We start from the raw sequence: 15657 nt of genomic DNA on the forward strand, positions 1-15657 counted from the left end.
GGCCTCCGAGCCGCACGCCCAGCGGCCTTCCCCAGCTGGCCGCCCGCGGAGCGGGTCCCTCCACGCTGCGCGTGGAGGAGAGAACCGCCTCGCTGCGCTCGGCGGGGCTCGGCTTCGCCGAGCCAGAGCCGGCCCTTCGGGCCGGGAGTCCTCCGCTTCGCTTCGGACCGCCCGGGTTCCGCTTCGCTTCACCCGAGGGGCCTGGCTTCGCCAGGCCTGACCTCCCGTGCAAAGCATGGGAGGTGACCCCGTTTCACGAGGTCTGGGCCTTCGGCCTGTTGGGTGGATCCGCTTCGCTCCTCCACCCTGGTCCTTCCGGCTTCGCCTCCAGGACCTCAAGCCCGCTCCGCGGGCGGCCAGCTGGGGAAGGCCGCTGGGCGTGCGGCTCGGAGGCCGTCTGGAGGTCGTATCCCCGACTGATTGTCTTCGGGTGCTGTCAGTGGAGGGGGCTGGAGGGGTGGGCGTGAGATGACGGTCGAAGCTTAGGAATGCAAGTGACGGCCTGTCAGGCATGGCACAGTGCCGGGCGCGGAAGCCGCCTCTCTAGTATGCTTCAAAATGAAGCTGAGATCTAAACTTGCCTCGGCATCCCCCACCGGATGACACCCGTGATGCGCCACCAGATGTCACCAACGACAGCAGACCCGCAAAGGAGCGGACCGTGCCGAAGACTCTCCGTCCCCACCAGCGCGAGGCCGTCGACGCGGTGGTACGCGCGCTCGAGCTGCCGACGCGATCGGCCGAGCGGGGGCTGCGGACGCAGGTGGTCATGGCGACCGGCTCGGGCAAGACCCTGGTGGCCGTGCGCAGCGCGGAGGAGCTGGGGGTGGGCCGGGTGCTGGTGCTGGTGCCCTCGCTGGACCTGCTCACGCAGACCCAGGCCGAGTGGCATGAGGGAGGCCGCAAGGGGCTGATGATCGGGGTGTCGTCGCTGCGCGGGGATCAGACGGTCTTCCCGAACACCACGGCGGTGGAGGAGCTGGTCGACTGGGTGCGGCCGTCCGGCAAGGTGACGGTGTTCGCCACGTACGCCTCGCTCGGCCTGGGCACGCTGGAGCGCGCTCACGCGGCCGGTCTTCCCGGCTGGGACCTGGTCGTCGTGGACGAGGCGCACCGGACCTCGGGGCGGCTCGGCAAGCCCTGGGCGGTCGTCCACGACAACGCGAGAATCCCGTCGCTGCGGCGGCTGTACATGACCGCCACCCCTCGGCTGTGGCAGCTGGACGAGGACACCGAGCCGGGGGTACCCGGTGAGCTGGTCGCGTCGATGGAGGACGATCCGGACGGACCGTTCGGGAGCAGGTGCTACACCCTGACCCTGTCCGAGGCGATCAACTGGGGCATCTGCGCGCCGTACCAGGTGGTGTGCGTGGACATCACCGACACCCAGCTCCAGGCCACGCAGGTCCTTAGCGTCGAAGGCCGGTCGGATGAAGTGCGCGGAGCACGGCTCGCGGCTCTTCAGACGGCACTGGTGAAGGCGTCGGCCGAGGAGTCCTTCGGCCGGACGCTGGTCTTCCATCACCTGGTCAGGGAGGCCGAGGCCTTTGCAGCCGGCCTTCCCGACGTCGCCGCACAACTGCATGCGGACGACCCGGAGCTGTACCCGAGCGCGGTCTGGGCCGACTGGCTCTGCGGCGATCACCCACCGGCCCACCGGCGCCGCGTGCTGGACGAGTTCGCCGGCGGCACGAACGCGGCCAGGCGTTTCCTAGGGTCGGCGAAAGTCCTGGGTGAGGGCGTCGACATCCAGAACTGCGACAGCGTGTACTTCGCCGACGTCCGCGGCTCCATGCCCGACCTGGTCCAGGCCGTCGGCCGTGCCCTACGCATCCAGCCAGGTGAGGGCAAGGTGGCCTCGCTGGTGGTGCCGATCCTGCTCGGGCCCGGGGAAACCCCGGACAACATGCTCACCAGCAAGGCCTACGGCGGCCTGGCCAAGCTCCTGGAAGCCCTTAGGGCGCATGACACCCGCATCGTGGAGGCATTGGCCGTGCCACAGGCGCCCAGCCGCTCCAAGGGCGTCCCAAGCCGCACAGGAAGCCAGGACAGCGAGAGTCCCGAGGGCGAGGACGCCGTCCTCATTTCGGTGCCGGCACGGGCGCTGCTGAAGTTCAGCACCCCGCGCGATGCGGCCGCGCTGGCGGCGTTCATCAGCCTGCGCGTCCTCAACCCCGAGAAGGAGCACTGGCGGCGCGGTGTGGAGGCGGCCGTCATCTACTCCCGCGAATACGGCGACCTGAAGATCCCGTTCACATACCGCGTGCCCGACGGCCGGGAGCAGGAGGCCGAGGGCCAGGGCGAAGAGCAGCGCGAGGGTGTGCGCGAGAGGTGGCCGGCCCCGCTCGCAGACTTCCCGCTCGGACAGTGGATCGCCGACGCCCGCCACCGACACGCCCGCGGCCGCCTGAACGCCGAACGCGTCCAGCAGTTGGAGACGCTCGGCATGCTCTGGTCGCACCGTGACGTCGCGTGGGAAGAAGGGCTCACTGCGGCACGTGGGTGGGCCGAGGAGAACGGGCACCTCCTGGCGCCGCTGGACGCCGTCTACCGGGGCCACAAGATCGGTATCTGGCTGAAGAACGCGCGAGCCGACGTCCGCGCCGCAACGCTGGCCCCCCAGCGGCGCGAGCAGTTGGAGGACATCGACCCGTCCTGGTGCCCCCTGTGGCCCGTGGAATGGCAACGCGCCTTCCACCTCGTCCGCCAGCACCTGGGTGCCCGCGGCGTGCTGCCGACCGCGCCGGGCGAGATCGTGCACCAGGGCGAGGACCTCGGACGGTGGGTCAGGGCACAGCGCCTTGGATGGGACCAGCTCACCGGCGGGCAGCAGTGGCTGTGCGAGCAGGTCCTCGGGATCGAACCGGCGGCCGAGGACGAGAAGCCGAAGCCACGCCGCACGCAGGGCGACAAGTGGGCGATGAACTACGCCGCCGCCCGCCAGTACTACGAGCGAGAGGGGCACCTCCGGGTGCCCAGGGGGCACGTCGAGCGGATCGTCATCGGGGACGGCGGCGAGGACCAGGAGGAACGAGACCTCAAGCTGGGGTCGTGGATCGGAAACCAGCGCAGCAGGGCCGCCACGCTGCCGCCGGAGCGGGTCGAGCAGCTGTCGGCGATCGAGATGCGGTGGGCGTAGCCAGCCCCGAGGCCCGCTACTTAAAAGGCACATCGGCCACCCCTCTTTCACCGACTACGCCAGGGAGATTTCGAACATATGTAGGCGTAATCTTGATGGCGGGGCACGGGGGTGCGGCTGTGTATGTCGCGATACCGATACCCGGAGCGTCGTAGGAGGCGCTATGACCCGGACAAGACTCATCAGTCCGTTCCCGAAACAGTTCACCGACCGGCAGTGGGCCCGCTACATCAAACAGGGCCGCGACATGATCGGGGAAGACACCTCGATCCAGTTCCGGCTGGGCGATCTGACGCTGAAGATGATTAAGTCCAAGGGCCGTGGAGTGAACCAGGGTGTCTTCCTGGTGCTGGACCGCTTCGCAGACGAGATCGGCAGCAACGTCAACACTCTGGTGAAGTGCCGTCACGTCGCCATGGCCTGGCCGCCGGACAAGAGGGTCCCGGGCGTTCCGTGGACGGTGCACGCGGCGCTCGACGCTCTGCCCGACCGGTTCGAGGTCATCCGTCAGCCACCGCAAGGCAAGGAACGCTGGACAGAAGACCTCGCGCTCAGCCGGGCAGGACGCCTTCCCCACCGCCCGCTGACGAAGGAAGAGAAGCTGGACCGGGTCCGGACGCTGATGCGGGAGGACGAGAGCGCCACCAAGGCGGTCGAGGAGATGATCCGCCGCCCCGACGTCGCGCAGCGGGTGATGTCCAGCCCGTCGAACCAGCGCATCCTGTACCGGGCGCACCATGAACAGCGTCAGCAGGCTGCCGCTGCCAGGTTCGCCGCCGCGCACGAGCGGGACGAGACCGACGACGAGGCCCGGGAAGTGCGGCAGATACGCCGTCGCGAGCCGGCAGTGGACTACCAGCGGGCTTCCAGTGAAGTGCTGGAGCTGATCGGCAGTGGCACAACCTTCCTGGTCGACCTCCAGCGGATGATCCCCGGGCTGCACGTGGCGGAGTTCACCGAGCGTGAGGTACGGGCCGTGCTGGACAACCACCGGCGTATCCGGGCGGCGCTCGACTGGTGCGACTCCGCGCTGTCGACCGGCGACAAGACCATGGACGAGGAGTTGGCGCACATCCTGTCCGAAGGGGATGACCAGCCATGACCCGCACAGCCACCAGCGCCCCGCGGGCAGCCCCGGTCCCCACCCAGCACCTGGCCGAACTCGCCTGGAGGCTGTGCGAGGAGAAAGGCGAGGATGTACTGCTCCCCCGCGAGGAGATCACCGGCCGCATCCACGCCACCGACGGGCAGTTCGAGCGGGCCAAGGGCTACGTCCGCGACCACATCACCATGGAGAAGGGGAAGGCGTTCCTGTCGTACCGCAGCGGCTACATGATCACGATCGACCCCGCGAAGATCTCCGAGTACGCCGCCCTGCGGATGCGCCGCATCAACACCGAACTGCGCCGCCTGCTGTCAGGAGCCATCAACCCCCTCGGCGAGGAAGTGAACAACTACGAGGTCCTGGCCATGTTCCAGGACGAGATCGCCCACATGACCCGCACCTACGACCGCATGCAGAAGGCCACCCTCACCATGCCCAAACCGGTCCGGCAGGCCAAGCCGAAACGGCGGCGCCGCACCACCGCAGGCGCCTGACGTCCGGGAGTGTTCGCGATGGGACGCCCGACCATGCGACGTCCGGCCAGCGCGCGCACCCTCTACAGCGCACTGGCCGACCTCGGCGTGGCCCCGAAGCTCGATGCGCGGCAGCGGCCCGACGGCCCCAAGCGCACCGACACCGCCCTGCTCCTCGGGATCCTGCTCGCCAAGACCGAACTCGACGCCGCCACGCGTGCCGACCCTGCCCAAGAGCCCCCACGCGGGCTCACCCAGCTGCTGGCCGGCTACTGCTCCGCCATCCCCTCACCCGCCGACGAAACCCGCCTGCGCCTCCTCAGCCTCCGCCTGGTCCGCAGCGCCATAGAAGCCACACTCGACGACGACCCCAGCCCCCTGGCCCGCGCCGCCGGGGACTTGGCCCTGGCCGCCGCCAGCCTCATCGACGCCGACCGGCTCACCCGCACCGGCGCCGGCCCCGCAGCGGTCAACGCCTGCACCGACACCGCCGCCCAATCACTGACCGCCGCAACCACCGGTATCAACTCGCGACAGCCGCCGGAGAGAAGCGGACGGAAGCCAACACCATGACCCGCCGCAAACTGATTCCCATGGTCTGGTACTGCAAGTACTGCTACCAGCGGCAGCCGATCGACATCGGCCCTGACGGGAGCCTGATCATCTGTACCGTGTGCGGATACGGGCTGGCCCCACTCGACGAAGTATTCGCCGCCGGCTCCATGCGGACCTGGTGGGAAGGAATCTGCGACGCGTTCTACGCCGAAGCAGCCGCGTACCGGGTGAAGGCCCACATGGATACAGGAGCACGATTCATGCTCGGGGACCTGGCCTTGGATGCGGTGCCCCTGAATGATCCATTCGCCGGGAGAAAGCTGTCGGACTATGCCAAGGCCGTCGGCCTGACGCCCAAGTCCATGAGCCAGTACCGTCGGGTAGCGGCAGCATGGCCTCAGGCCCAGCGGAGCCAGGAGGCGTCATGGTCCGTCCACGCCATACTCGCCTCCCACCCCGACCGCTTCAACATCGTGAAACACCCGCCCCATGGGCAACGGTGGAGCTGCACGGACGCCCAGGGATCCATGAACGTCCTGCACACACATTCAGCCGGTTCCTGAGCTTTTTGTTTAAGGTCGTTGTTGTTTCAGACGGATGTGTTCGGTGAGGTTTTCGGCTCGTTTCACGGTCTTCCCTGGCTCGTAGCGTGGCGCTGGCCTGCGGTTTTGTGATCCGGGCGGGCGGCCGGGGCCGGGTTGGGAGGGTCGCGGAACCCCTGTGGGACGGGCGGTCTTCGCGCGGAGGTTGCGGAACCCCCGGCGGACGCGTGCGGGGGTGAGCCGGCGTGGCTCCGCCAGCCGTTCCCAGGGGCGGCGTAGGTCCTCGGCGAGCGGTCGGGCGAGGCGGAGCTGAGTGTGGGCGACGATGATCAGCCAGGTCCACAGGTCGGCTGTGTGCGGGTCGCGGACCTTCGGAACGGTCCAGCCGAGGGTCTGCTTGAACAGCCGAAAGGTGTGTTCCAGGTCGAAGCGTCGCAGGAACGCCTGCCAGCGCAGGTCGACGTCTTCGCCGGACATCCCGGTCTTGGAAGACCACAGCCAGACCGGTTTCGGGTCGCGGTCACCGGGCAGATAATCTACTTTCAGCCGAATCAACGTGCCGTGGATCAAGGGTAGTTCGTCGATGTGGTCGAGCCAGGGGCCGCGTGCCGTCAGGCGCGGGTGCATCCGGTCCCAGGAGAGGGCCCCGGCCGTGCCGTAGCGGGTGGTGGTGCAGGTGGTGGCCTGATCGGGAGTGTGCCAGGAGTCGGGTTTGGAGAAGGTGAGTACGCCGCCGTGCTTGCGGGGCTGCCCACCGCGTGGGGTGGAGCGGCGCGGTCCGGCGTCGCGGAGCATGACCCGGTCCGAGCGCAGGCGGCCGACGAGCTCGAGGGGCAGGTCGGCCAGGACGTAGGCGAGGCGGGTGACGTCGTAGCCGGCGTCCATGACGACGAGGATGTCCGGGTCGCCAGGCTTCCACTGGCCGGCCCGCAGGAGCCGGGTGAAGACGTCGCGGAGCTGGGAGGCTGTCACCGCGGTGGCGTCGTCAGCGGGTCCCAGCCGGATCGCGTCCAGCACGGCGGTCCACGATGTCCGTCCCGTTTCCAGGGCGACGACGAAGGAGTACGGCCAGCCGGGGATGAACTGATCCGCGCTACGGCCTCGGCCGTAAACGTGGCAGAACAGCAGGTCCGGGCTGGTAGGGGCATCGGGCCGCAGCCAGTTGCTCACATCCACCGCGAGGACGATCCGCCCGTCTGCAGCCCTCGGCAACGGTGTGGAGGCAAGCAGCCGCCGCAGACGGCGTGGCTCCAGCCAGCCGTGGTTGACCGCGTCGTACATCGCCCCGTGCCCACGCCGGTGCTCGGCCGTCAGCGTGAGCTCGACCAGTGACCTGACCGGCCCGTCCGCACACAGCACCGCGTCGGTCAGCTCGAAGAGCGCGTCCGCACGGGAGTAGAGGCAGTCGTAGAACTCGACACGAAAGCGGGACAGCACACCCAACGCCTCGCGTCCGGACACATCGGCAGGCAGACTCATACGCAGCGGCCGTTCTCTGGTACTTCGTTACTCGACATCTCGAAGCGTGGAGAACGGCCGCCTCCGCCGTCCCGGGAAAGACCGCAGATCAGCAGGTCGGGTGACGAGCGAGGATAAACGCCAAGCTAAGAGACATGGAACTTCCTGCCGATCAGCGTGGCAACCCTCGACGCGGTCCACACCTGGTCCTCCACCCAGCCATGCGCGGCCGGCCCCTCCTCCAAAAACCCCGCCAGTCTCTCCAGGCAGTACGGGGACAGCCGGCACCGAGACCCATTCGGACCGCGCGAGGCCAGAGCTTGAACACCCCCGTCCCGCCACAACTGCTGCCACACGTAAGCCGACTTCACGCTCACCCGCAGCCGACGGGCCACCTCCGACGGCTTGACCTGCTGCTCGAACAGTTCAGCCGCCTGCATCCGTACCGTCTCGCGCCGCTGACGTCCTGCCGGCGTCAGACCGCCCCCATCCGCATATCTCACACACCACGGATACAGCCACCCACCCACACCCAGCAGCGACTTCGCAACAATTCACCCCAACGAGCTGAAGTCAGTAATCCAGTGATCAGCCCGTACAGGGGTTGTGACCGAGATACGCGCCAAAGGGGCAACGGGATGATCTCGAAGCCCTGAGCGCCGGGCCCGTCCCGTATTTCAGAGGGACACCTACGCTGTTCTGCCAGCGGCAGAACACCGGCCGGACCGGTCTCGACGATCACTACAGTCCAGTCTCATGACGACGATTACGACGCGTACGGTCGAGTACCCGGCCGACGGTTTGACGATGATCGGGCACCTCGCGCTCCCGGCCGGTGTCGACCGCCGGCCCGCAGTGCTGCTCGGACCAGAGGGCATGGGGCTCAGCGACGTCGAGCGCCGCCGGGCCGATGCTCTCGCCGAGCTGGGATATGTAGCGCTGGCCTTCGACCTTCACGGCGGGCGCTATTTGGGTGACCCCGAGGAGATGCTGGCCCGTTGCCTGCCGCTGCTCGCTGATCCCGGCCGGATGCGGGGCATCGGCCACGCGGCGCTCGACGAGTTGCGCGCCGAACCGCGGGCCGACCCCGACCGGATCGCCGCCGTCGGCTACGGCACCGGGGGCGCCATCGCGCTGGAACTCGGGCGCGACGGCGTCAACCTGCGGGCGATCGGGACAGTCAACGCAACTACCACGGGCCGACCGGGCGAGGCAGCGCGCATCCGCTGCCCGGTGTGGGCCGGGGTCGGATCGGAAGACCCGATCATGCCGCCCGCGCAACGAAACGCGTTCACCGCTGAGATGCAGGCCGCGGGCGTCGACTGGCGCCTCGCGGTCTACGGCGGCGCCTTGCACGCCTTCCACCACCCGCCGGTCGACCACCCCGTGGTCCCCGGTGTCGGCTACCACCCACAGCACGCGCAGCGAGCCTGGCGCGACGTCGTCGACCTGCTCGCCGAGTGCCTGCCCGTGACGGAGGATCTGGGGGCATGACCCAGGCAAACATGCTGGCGCCAGGACTGGTCAGCGTCGCGCACTGACAGTCTCTCTCCCCCCCCTCCCCGCGAACTCCGCCACAGCATGCGGGTCGGCCGACAGCAGCCGACCCCAGCGGGCATGCGCGCACTGTCGGTCGTGCGCAGCGTGTCGACCTCGGGGCCGTAGCGGGCAGCGTGGAAACGCAGCATAGGCCTGGAGTCGGGCGACGGATGCGACGACAACCGGCAGAAAACATGGGCCCGGTGCGAGGGTCAGCAACCCATTTCGCACCGGCAGCCTCATCGCACGGCTCGGCCCCTCGGGCCGCCGCGGTCACTTCTTCAGGGTCGGGGCGGCCAGGACGAGCCGCCCCATCCCGCACGTGCGACCGGGGTCCTCGTAGGAGATCGCGAGGCGCTTGCCGTTCGTGATGTCGAGCGACAGCGTCTTCGGTGATCCGATCCGGACTTCGCCGGTCCATACGGACGCGCCGTCCACCTCCACGTTGATCCGGGCCGTCGGTTTCTTCGAGGAGTCGTCGACGCCCGCGACCATGGTCAGGGTCTTCCAGGCGCCGCCCAGGTCGTACTGCGCCGCGCCGTCGCAGATCTCGTAGGGCCCGGCCGGCACCAGGGCGGTGTCGTAGTGCTGGGAGCTCAGCGTCCCGTTGCCCACGTCGAACCACGCGTACTCGCTCTTGGCGACCGGGTCCAGGGTGGTGAGCGAGACCCCGGCAGGGTGGGACGGGACGGAACCCGAAGCCGAAGGCTGCGACGCCGGCCGGTCACCGCCCGCCCGGTTCGGGCCGTCCGCGTCCTTGTTCCCGTCCTTGTCGCCGAGCAGCGGTACGCCTACCACCGCGGCCGCCGCCAGGACCAGTACCCCTGCCACCGCGCTCAGCACCGGGCCGGTCCGCCGCTTGCGCGGGGGCGGAGCGGGCGGCAGTGGCGGGACCTGCGGTTTCGCCGGTATCGGAGGCGTGTCCCGGACGTCCCGTCCCATGGAGACCACCGCCTGGCGGACGTCCCGCACCCACGCGGCCAGGCTGAGCGGCCGCTGCCCCGGGTCGGCCGAGCAGAGCGCTGCGATCCGCCCCGTCGTTCGGCGTCCAGGGCCGCGATCTGCGGCAGAGCGGCCATCGCGTCGGCGAGCAGCCCCGGGGTGGCGGGCGGCGACTGCCCGCTCAGGAGGAAGTAGGCGATCGCCCCGAAGGCGTACCGGTCCGTGCCCGGCGTGCGCCTGCCGTCGAAGACCTCGGGGGCCGCGTAGCCGGGGGTGAACCAGATCTCGGCCGTCTGGTGGTCGGCGGTCAGTTTGCTGAGGCCGAAGTCCACCAGGGTGGCCTGTCCGTGCGCGTCGACCATCACGTTGCCGGGGGAAAGGTCGCCGTGGATCACTTGGCGGCCGGACGGAGTGGCCTTCCCCGAGTGCAGCCAGTCCAGTACGTCCGCCAGCTGTTCCAGGGTCCGTACGATCTCGCGCCGCTCGGCCGGCAGGGAGAGGTCCCGCTCGGCCCGCCAGTCGCGCAGGTCGAGCCCGTCGACGTGGTTCATGACGAGGACCAGGGCGCGCCCGGCCCGGTCCGAGGCCTCCCCGGGCCGGTGAACGGGCGGCCCCTCGAAGTGCTCCCGCACGCCGACGACCCCCGGCCGGTGGACGAACCGCAGCAGTTCCGCCTGCTCGTTCCACCGCGCGCTGATCCGCTCGAACTCCTCGGACGTGAGGGTCGCCTTGGAGTCCAGCACCTTGACGACGACGGGCTCGGATCCGCCGGCGAGCTCGATCTCGGCGAGATGGATCACGGCCTCCCCGCCGCGCCCGATGGACCGCAACAACCGGTATCGGTCGGGTGCCGTGTCAGGTCCGATGTGCAGGCTATCGCCGCTCAACCTACCCCCAGGAGCGATCATTTGATTGGAGATCAGCTTCGTCGGCGGGGGCGCGCGTGGTCAAGGAGAAATCGGGTGTCCAGCCTTCTGGATGCCTGTGAGAATCCCGACTTCAGCGGGTGGCGTCGCCGATGAAGGTGGCCCAGGTAGCGGGACGGTGCGGCCGGGGCTCCGGAGGACAGATACGTGCGAACCGTGCGCCGGTCGAGCCCTGTTTGTCTTGCGATCTTCGAAAGGCTCACGGCCGCGGACTCAAACAGCCCACGAAAGCGTCGAAGCTCTTGGCTTTGTTCCCGTCAAAGAGCAGCGTTTCGACAGCGGTTCGGGAGTCACCCTGGCCGTCGGCGCAGACCCGTTGTTCATGACGCCGGGCGGCACCGCCCACCGCCGGGAAGCCGTTCCGGCGGTCCGGGCGTCCTCGGAAGTCGGGTAGCCGGGGGACAAAGACGCTGGCTACGGAGTCAGGTCACTGGTGGCGCGGCTTCGACGCCGACTCGCGGTCCCCTGGGGCGGTCGGTGAGCTTGCACCCCGCGGCCATCTGCGGCGCTCCCCCGGCGCTCCGGACGGCTGGGTCGTTGACCGGTCGTGACCTTCGGCGAAGGCCAGCCCAGGAGGCGGGAGGCCTGCTGCGGCGCCACCGCCTGCCGCGTCTCCTTCCCGTCCGGCGGCGGCCTGCGGCCCTTGGGGGGACCCGGCCGCCGCCGGCCTGGACGAGGCGTGGAGATGACGTGGTGGTCGGTCAGGATCTCTTCTGTGCACGGGGTGTTACGAGTCCCGGCCCACCGGCAGGTCACAGAGGCCGGGGGCGGACAGGTGGAGAACCTCGTAGCGCTCTGTCGCGTCCTCGTCCGGCGCCGACGTGTCCGTCCACAACACGAACCGCAGCAGCTGCCAGTGGTGAGGGTCGACCGCAAGTGCGGCAGTGTGCACGCCGTCATGGCGGGAGAGCTGTTGCAACTGCTCAACCTCCCGCTCGATCAGCTGGGACAGGCCCAGACCGGTGCCGTCCGGATCCGTGTCAGAGGGCATGGAGGTGAGACGGCGCGAGGCTGCCTGGGGAGGCGCGGTGCGGGCGGGGCCGGCGGGGCAGGCGATGCCGACCCAATGCCGGGCGACCGGGCGGCCGAAGTCCCGGATGATGTTCTGGAATCCGCCTCCGCCGACGAGGAACTGGGCCATCGCGCCGGTGTCGTTCCAAAGGTAGAAGGGGGCGTACTGGTTGACCGGCGAGCCGCCGATGCCGCGTTCACGAATGAGATAGGCCTTCAGGCCCAGTCCGGCCCGGTCGTCGAGGACATGCCCTCCATCGCGCACACGCTTGCGGATGATCTTCATGTCGTAATCGGCAGGCAGGGTGATCTCGTACTGCTGGGCGTACACGAAGAGTGCTGCCTTTCTTGGTGAATGGTCAGGCATTCAGCGGGTCGGCGCAGTATTCGGCATCCGTGACAGGGGCGCCGCGCTCTGCCTCGGTGCCGTCCTCGGCGACTTCCTGGATGGCCAAATGCGTCATGAAGGTGGTGGGCGAGGCTCCGTGCCAGTGCCACTCGCCCGGTGCGATGCGCACGGTGTCGCCGGCGCGGATGGCGTGCACCCCTTCGCCACGGCACTGGACGAGCCCGGTTCCCTCGGTGACGTGAAGGACTTGGCCGAAAGGGTGGCGGTGCCATGCGGTGCGGGCGCCGGGCGCGAAGTGAACGCTGTCCACCCGGAAGCGCGATAGCCCTTCGGGTTCGGCAATCTCGTCGACCCACGCCGCGCCGGAAACCCATTCGGGTGGTGCGACGGCGGCGGGCCGGGGTGTACGGGCAATACGCATGAAGGCAGGCCGCTCGTCTACTTGTGGGTGGTAGCGATGTGCGCGGTCAACAGGCCCAGCACGCCGCTGATCGCCTGGTCGAACGGCTGCACCGAGTCGGCGGCGCGAGCCAGGACGTAGCCGCCCTGCAGGACCGCGACGACGGTCGCGGCGACTGCCTGCGGGTCCAGCGCGGTGTCCAGCTCCCCGCGCTCGCGTCCCTCGGTCAGGACCTCGGCAATGCGCTGCCGCAGCCAGGCCAGGGTCTCGTCGACCGGGGCTCGCAGCGTCGGGTCGCCCATGACGTCCGGATCCTGGGTGAGACGTCCGACGGGACAGCCCTTGAGGACATCCCTCTCCCGATACAGGTACGCGGTGACACGGTCCAGGGCTGTGCCCGGTGCGGAAAACTGCTCCTCCGCCTTGGCGCGCATCTCCTCGGCGGTGCGGCGGATCGCGGCGAGCGCCAGGTCCGGCTTGCCGGCGAAGTGGTGGTACATGCTGCCCTGCCCGGCCCCGGCCCGTTGCTGGATCGCCCTCGGACTCGTGCCGGTGTAGCCGCGTTCCCACAGCAGTTCGCGCGTGCTTTCGATGAGGCGTTCAGCAGTACGCATGCAAGGAGTGTACAGAGCAGTAGGTACAGAAGCGGCTTGCGGGTTCCGACTCCTCGGTGGCGGTGGGAACGTCCTGCCCGTTCCATAGCCGGCCGAAGAGCGTGGACCGTTTCCGGGCAGGCATGGCATCGGGCTGATGGACGTGGCTCGGTTGCGTCGCGTGCTGGCCGGGCTCCCGCTGCCGCGGGCCGCCGACGGCCGGCCCGTGTCGGCCGCGGACGTCTCGCCGCGCTGTTTGCGGGACAGCCCTGAGGCAGCATCTTGGCCGGCCCCCTCGGCGAGGAAGGCGCAACCCACCGGGTGCTGACGCGGAACGGCCTGATCCGCCCGCAGGAAGTATCGCCGGCTCCCACGAACGTCTGTGAACGTGACCCACCCGGCACTAGCATCCGACCGGCCAGTAGTACGCCGTCCGAGCAGCCATCCTCGAAGGGGTCTCCTGCATGCGCCTGAACTCCCGCATCGCCCCCGCCGCCCTCGCCGTGGCCGCCCTCCTGCTCGGCGCCCTCCCCGCCCAGGCCCAGGCCCAGGCCCACCCCGACCGAGCCCCCGACCGGGTCACGGTCGGTGACCGTACCTTCATCGCCGACGGCCAAGGCCGCGCGCTCCAGTGGCGCGGCTTCAACCTCGCCGACAAGAGCAGCCGAGGCACCAACGCGTTCGCCGACATCCACGAGAGCGACCTCCAAGACATGGCCGCCCGGGGCTTCAACCTTGCGCGCCTCGCGTTCTTCTGGGACGACCTCGAACCCACCCCTGGGCACTACGACCGCGGCTACCTCACCAAGATGCGCCGCATCCTCGACTGGGCCGACCGCTACCACATCAAGGTCATCCTCGATGCCCACCAGGACGTGTACGGGCCCCACTTCGGCTCCCGCGGTGTCCCAGACTGGGCCACGCGTGACGAGGGGTTGCCGTTCTCGCCGATACCCGACGACTGGTTCTCCGAGTACTTCGAGCCGTCCGTACAGACCGCCTTCGACCACCTGTACAAGGACGCCGACCTCCGCGCCGCGCACGCCCGCATGTGGATGACGGTCGCCTCCGCCCTGGGCAGGCACCCGGCGCTGCTCGGCTACGACCTGATGAACGAGCCGTTCGCGAAGTTCCTCGAAGGCGAAGACCTCCCCGCCGCCGCGGCCCGCTTCGAGGCCACCGAGCTCACCGAACTGTGGAACCGCCTTGCCCAGGCGATCCGCCTGGTCGACCGCAAGTCGTGGGTCTTCGTCGAACCCACCGTCATCGTCGGTCTCGGCGTCCCCACCCGGATGGGTCACGTCGACGACCTGCACGCCGGCTACGCGCCGCACTTCTACGAAACCGCGATGGAGACCGGCGCCGACTACGACCCCAACGGCACCTTCATCCCCGCCTACGAGGCCGCGATCAGCGACTACCCGTCCCGTAACCGCATGCCGGTGATCGTCGGGGAGTGGGGCGGCAACCCCTACGTTCCGCACGCGAGCCGGTTCGTCACCGACATGACGGCCTCCCTGGACCGCTTCTCCAGCGGCTGGACGTGGTGGCAATGGTGCCACGGCGGCGGCTACTGCTTCCTCGACCAGACGGGCGCCGCGAAGCCCAACGCCCAGCTGCTCGTCCAGCCGTACGCGCGAGCCGTCGCGGGCGACCCGCTCAGGTTCGCGTACGACCCGGCCACCCGCACCTACACGCTCACCTTCCGCACCCGCGGCAACGCCGAGGGGCCCACCCAGATCACCGTGCCCAGGGACACGTACCCAGGCGGCTACCGCGTCGATGTTCAAGGCAGCAAGGCCAGTTGGGACCAGCACAGCAAGACCGTCACCGTGAGCACCCACGGCAGAGCCGGAACCACGTACAAAGTCACGATCAGCCCGAGGTAGCCCACCCGAATCACTCGGGGACTGCCGCCCACGGCCCCCTACATCAACCGAAGAAACGCCTTCTCCACATCACTGCGGACGAGCACCTGCCCCGGAGCCGCAGGGCGCGCCCGTACGCGGCGGCTGCGCGGCAATGCGACGGATCGCCATCGCCCACCGGGCCGCACTGCACCTTGTGCTGACTTGGCTGAGCGCGCGTAGCGGAGCCGATGTCCTCCTGGTCAACGGCTCCGACAGCGCAGCCTCCCCGCGCCTGTCCCCTCATGCCGCTCACAGCCGCGATCTCGTGCTGCGAGGGGTCCAGGAGATTGCCGCGCGCGGGCTGCGCTCCGTGGCCATCGACCACGAGGGTCTTACCTGCCTCGTCCTCCCCCTGGACAGCACGCCGGGAGTCGCCGCTCCCCTCCTCGTCGCCGTCGCGTCCAGCCCGGCACCGCCTGGACTGGCGCATCTGCTCGCCGACGCTACGCACGCCATGAGCCTGAGCTGGCAGGCGGAACACACCCAACGCCGGTGGAAACGCCTGAGCACCGCCGAGGCCCGCAACAGGGAAGCGGTACTACATCTCCTGATGAACAGTCACACCGGCGTCGCCCGCCAGATCGCCGGAGCATTACAGCCCGACCTGCCCGAACAAGTGCGGGTGTACGTCATCGAAGGACCGCCGACCGCACGTGACCGGGTGGCACAGGAGATGGCCGAGGAGGACGCGGACGCATGGATCGTCCCGTGCCCG

General features: G+C 69.3%; 13 protein-coding genes and 1 pseudogene. 7 read left to right on the forward strand and 7 right to left on the reverse strand.

Annotation, left to right across the window (positions count from 1 at the left end; all coding sequences use genetic code 11):
- The first annotated feature begins 661 nt into the window (after positions 1-661).
- From AB0I68_RS36450 to AB0I68_RS36470, 5 genes are all read left to right on the forward strand, one after another.
- Entirely contained in the window at positions 662-3139 is a 2478-nt protein-coding gene (locus AB0I68_RS36450; protein ID WP_363181701.1) for a Helicase associated domain protein, read from the forward strand.
- A 163-nt stretch (positions 3140-3302) separates the two neighbouring features.
- Complete coding sequence (locus AB0I68_RS36455; protein WP_363181702.1) at positions 3303-4241, forward strand: DUF6192 family protein; 939 nt, start codon at positions 3303-3305, stop codon at positions 4239-4241.
- Positions 4238-4738, forward strand: a complete 501-nt coding sequence (locus tag AB0I68_RS36460; protein ID WP_363181703.1) for a hypothetical protein — start codon at positions 4238-4240, stop codon at positions 4736-4738. The genes AB0I68_RS36455 and AB0I68_RS36460 overlap by 4 nt, the downstream gene beginning before the upstream one ends.
- 18 nt (positions 4739-4756) lie before the next feature.
- On the forward strand, positions 4757-5290 hold the full coding sequence (locus AB0I68_RS36465) for a hypothetical protein (protein ID WP_363181704.1): 534 nt from the start codon (positions 4757-4759) through the stop codon (positions 5288-5290).
- Positions 5287-5835, forward strand: coding sequence for a DUF6192 family protein (locus tag AB0I68_RS36470; RefSeq protein ID WP_363181705.1), 549 nt, complete (start codon positions 5287-5289; stop codon positions 5833-5835). Before AB0I68_RS36465 ends, AB0I68_RS36470 begins: the two co-directional genes overlap by 4 nt.
- A 9-nt stretch (positions 5836-5844) precedes the next feature.
- On the opposite strand, the gene AB0I68_RS36475 is transcribed toward AB0I68_RS36470, so the two are convergent.
- Both AB0I68_RS36475 and AB0I68_RS36480 read right to left on the reverse strand, forming a co-directional pair.
- Complete coding sequence (locus tag AB0I68_RS36475; RefSeq protein ID WP_363181706.1) at positions 5845-7293, reverse strand: NF041680 family putative transposase; 1449 nt, start codon at positions 7291-7293, stop codon at positions 5845-5847.
- Positions 7294-7421: 128 nt separating this feature from the next.
- Positions 7422-7751, reverse strand: a pseudogene (locus tag AB0I68_RS36480) (helix-turn-helix domain-containing protein); the annotation flags it as partial.
- A 277-nt stretch (positions 7752-8028) separates the two neighbouring features.
- Here AB0I68_RS36480 and AB0I68_RS36485 point away from each other — a divergent pair.
- Entirely contained in the window at positions 8029-8766 is a 738-nt protein-coding gene (locus AB0I68_RS36485) for a dienelactone hydrolase family protein (RefSeq protein WP_363181708.1), read from the forward strand.
- A 318-nt stretch (positions 8767-9084) separates the two neighbouring features.
- On the opposite strand, the gene AB0I68_RS36490 is transcribed toward AB0I68_RS36485, so the two are convergent.
- The 5 genes from AB0I68_RS36490 to AB0I68_RS36510 form a co-directional block, all read right to left on the reverse strand.
- Positions 9085-9642, reverse strand: a complete 558-nt coding sequence (locus AB0I68_RS36490) for an NPCBM/NEW2 domain-containing protein (RefSeq protein WP_363181709.1) — start codon at positions 9640-9642, stop codon at positions 9085-9087.
- A gap of 5 nt (positions 9643-9647) precedes the next feature.
- Positions 9648-10553: a protein kinase gene (locus AB0I68_RS36495; RefSeq protein WP_363181710.1), complete on the reverse strand. Its 906-nt coding sequence runs from the start codon at positions 10551-10553 to the stop codon at positions 9648-9650.
- Between the two features lie 853 nt (positions 10554-11406).
- Positions 11407-12021, reverse strand: a complete 615-nt coding sequence (locus tag AB0I68_RS36500; RefSeq protein WP_363181712.1) for a DUF4865 family protein — start codon at positions 12019-12021, stop codon at positions 11407-11409.
- 28 nt (positions 12022-12049) lie between these two features.
- Positions 12050-12460 (reverse strand): cupin domain-containing protein, encoded by a 411-nt coding sequence (locus tag AB0I68_RS36505; RefSeq protein ID WP_363181713.1) that lies wholly within the window; start codon positions 12458-12460, stop codon positions 12050-12052.
- Between the two features lie 17 nt (positions 12461-12477).
- Complete coding sequence (locus AB0I68_RS36510; RefSeq protein ID WP_363181714.1) at positions 12478-13053, reverse strand: TetR/AcrR family transcriptional regulator; 576 nt, start codon at positions 13051-13053, stop codon at positions 12478-12480.
- Positions 13054-13496: 443 nt separating this feature from the next.
- On the opposite strand from AB0I68_RS36510, the gene AB0I68_RS36515 reads away from it, so the two are divergent.
- Positions 13497-14921, forward strand: a complete 1425-nt coding sequence (locus AB0I68_RS36515) for a cellulase family glycosylhydrolase (RefSeq protein WP_363181715.1) — start codon at positions 13497-13499, stop codon at positions 14919-14921.
- Positions 14922-15657: the final 736 nt, after the last annotated feature.

The sequence above is a fragment of the Streptomyces sp. NPDC050448 genome (assembly GCF_040655295.1).
Lineage (GTDB): Bacteria > Actinomycetota > Actinomycetes > Streptomycetales > Streptomycetaceae > Streptomyces.

Bases quoted from the DNA above. Each gene is read 5' to 3' on its own strand.
- AB0I68_RS36515 (WP_363181715.1), top strand. From the start codon at position 13,497: ATGCGCCTGAACTCCCGCATCGCCCCCGCCGCCCTCGCCGTGGCCGCC.
- AB0I68_RS36460 (WP_363181703.1), top strand. From the start codon at position 4,238: ATGACCCGCACAGCCACCAGCGCCCCGCGGGCAGCCCCGGTCCCCACC.
- AB0I68_RS36465 (WP_363181704.1), top strand. From the start codon at position 4,757: ATGGGACGCCCGACCATGCGACGTCCGGCCAGCGCGCGCACCCTCTAC.
- AB0I68_RS36510 (WP_363181714.1), bottom strand. From the start codon at position 13,053: ATGCGTACTGCTGAACGCCTCATCGAAAGCACGCGCGAACTGCTGTGG.
- AB0I68_RS36475 (WP_363181706.1), bottom strand. From the start codon at position 7,293: ATGAGTCTGCCTGCCGATGTGTCCGGACGCGAGGCGTTGGGTGTGCTG.
- AB0I68_RS36470 (WP_363181705.1), top strand. From the start codon at position 5,287: ATGACCCGCCGCAAACTGATTCCCATGGTCTGGTACTGCAAGTACTGC.
- AB0I68_RS36455 (WP_363181702.1), top strand. From the start codon at position 3,303: ATGACCCGGACAAGACTCATCAGTCCGTTCCCGAAACAGTTCACCGAC.
- AB0I68_RS36485 (WP_363181708.1), top strand. From the start codon at position 8,029: ATGACGACGATTACGACGCGTACGGTCGAGTACCCGGCCGACGGTTTG.
- AB0I68_RS36505 (WP_363181713.1), bottom strand. From the start codon at position 12,460: ATGCGTATTGCCCGTACACCCCGGCCCGCCGCCGTCGCACCACCCGAA.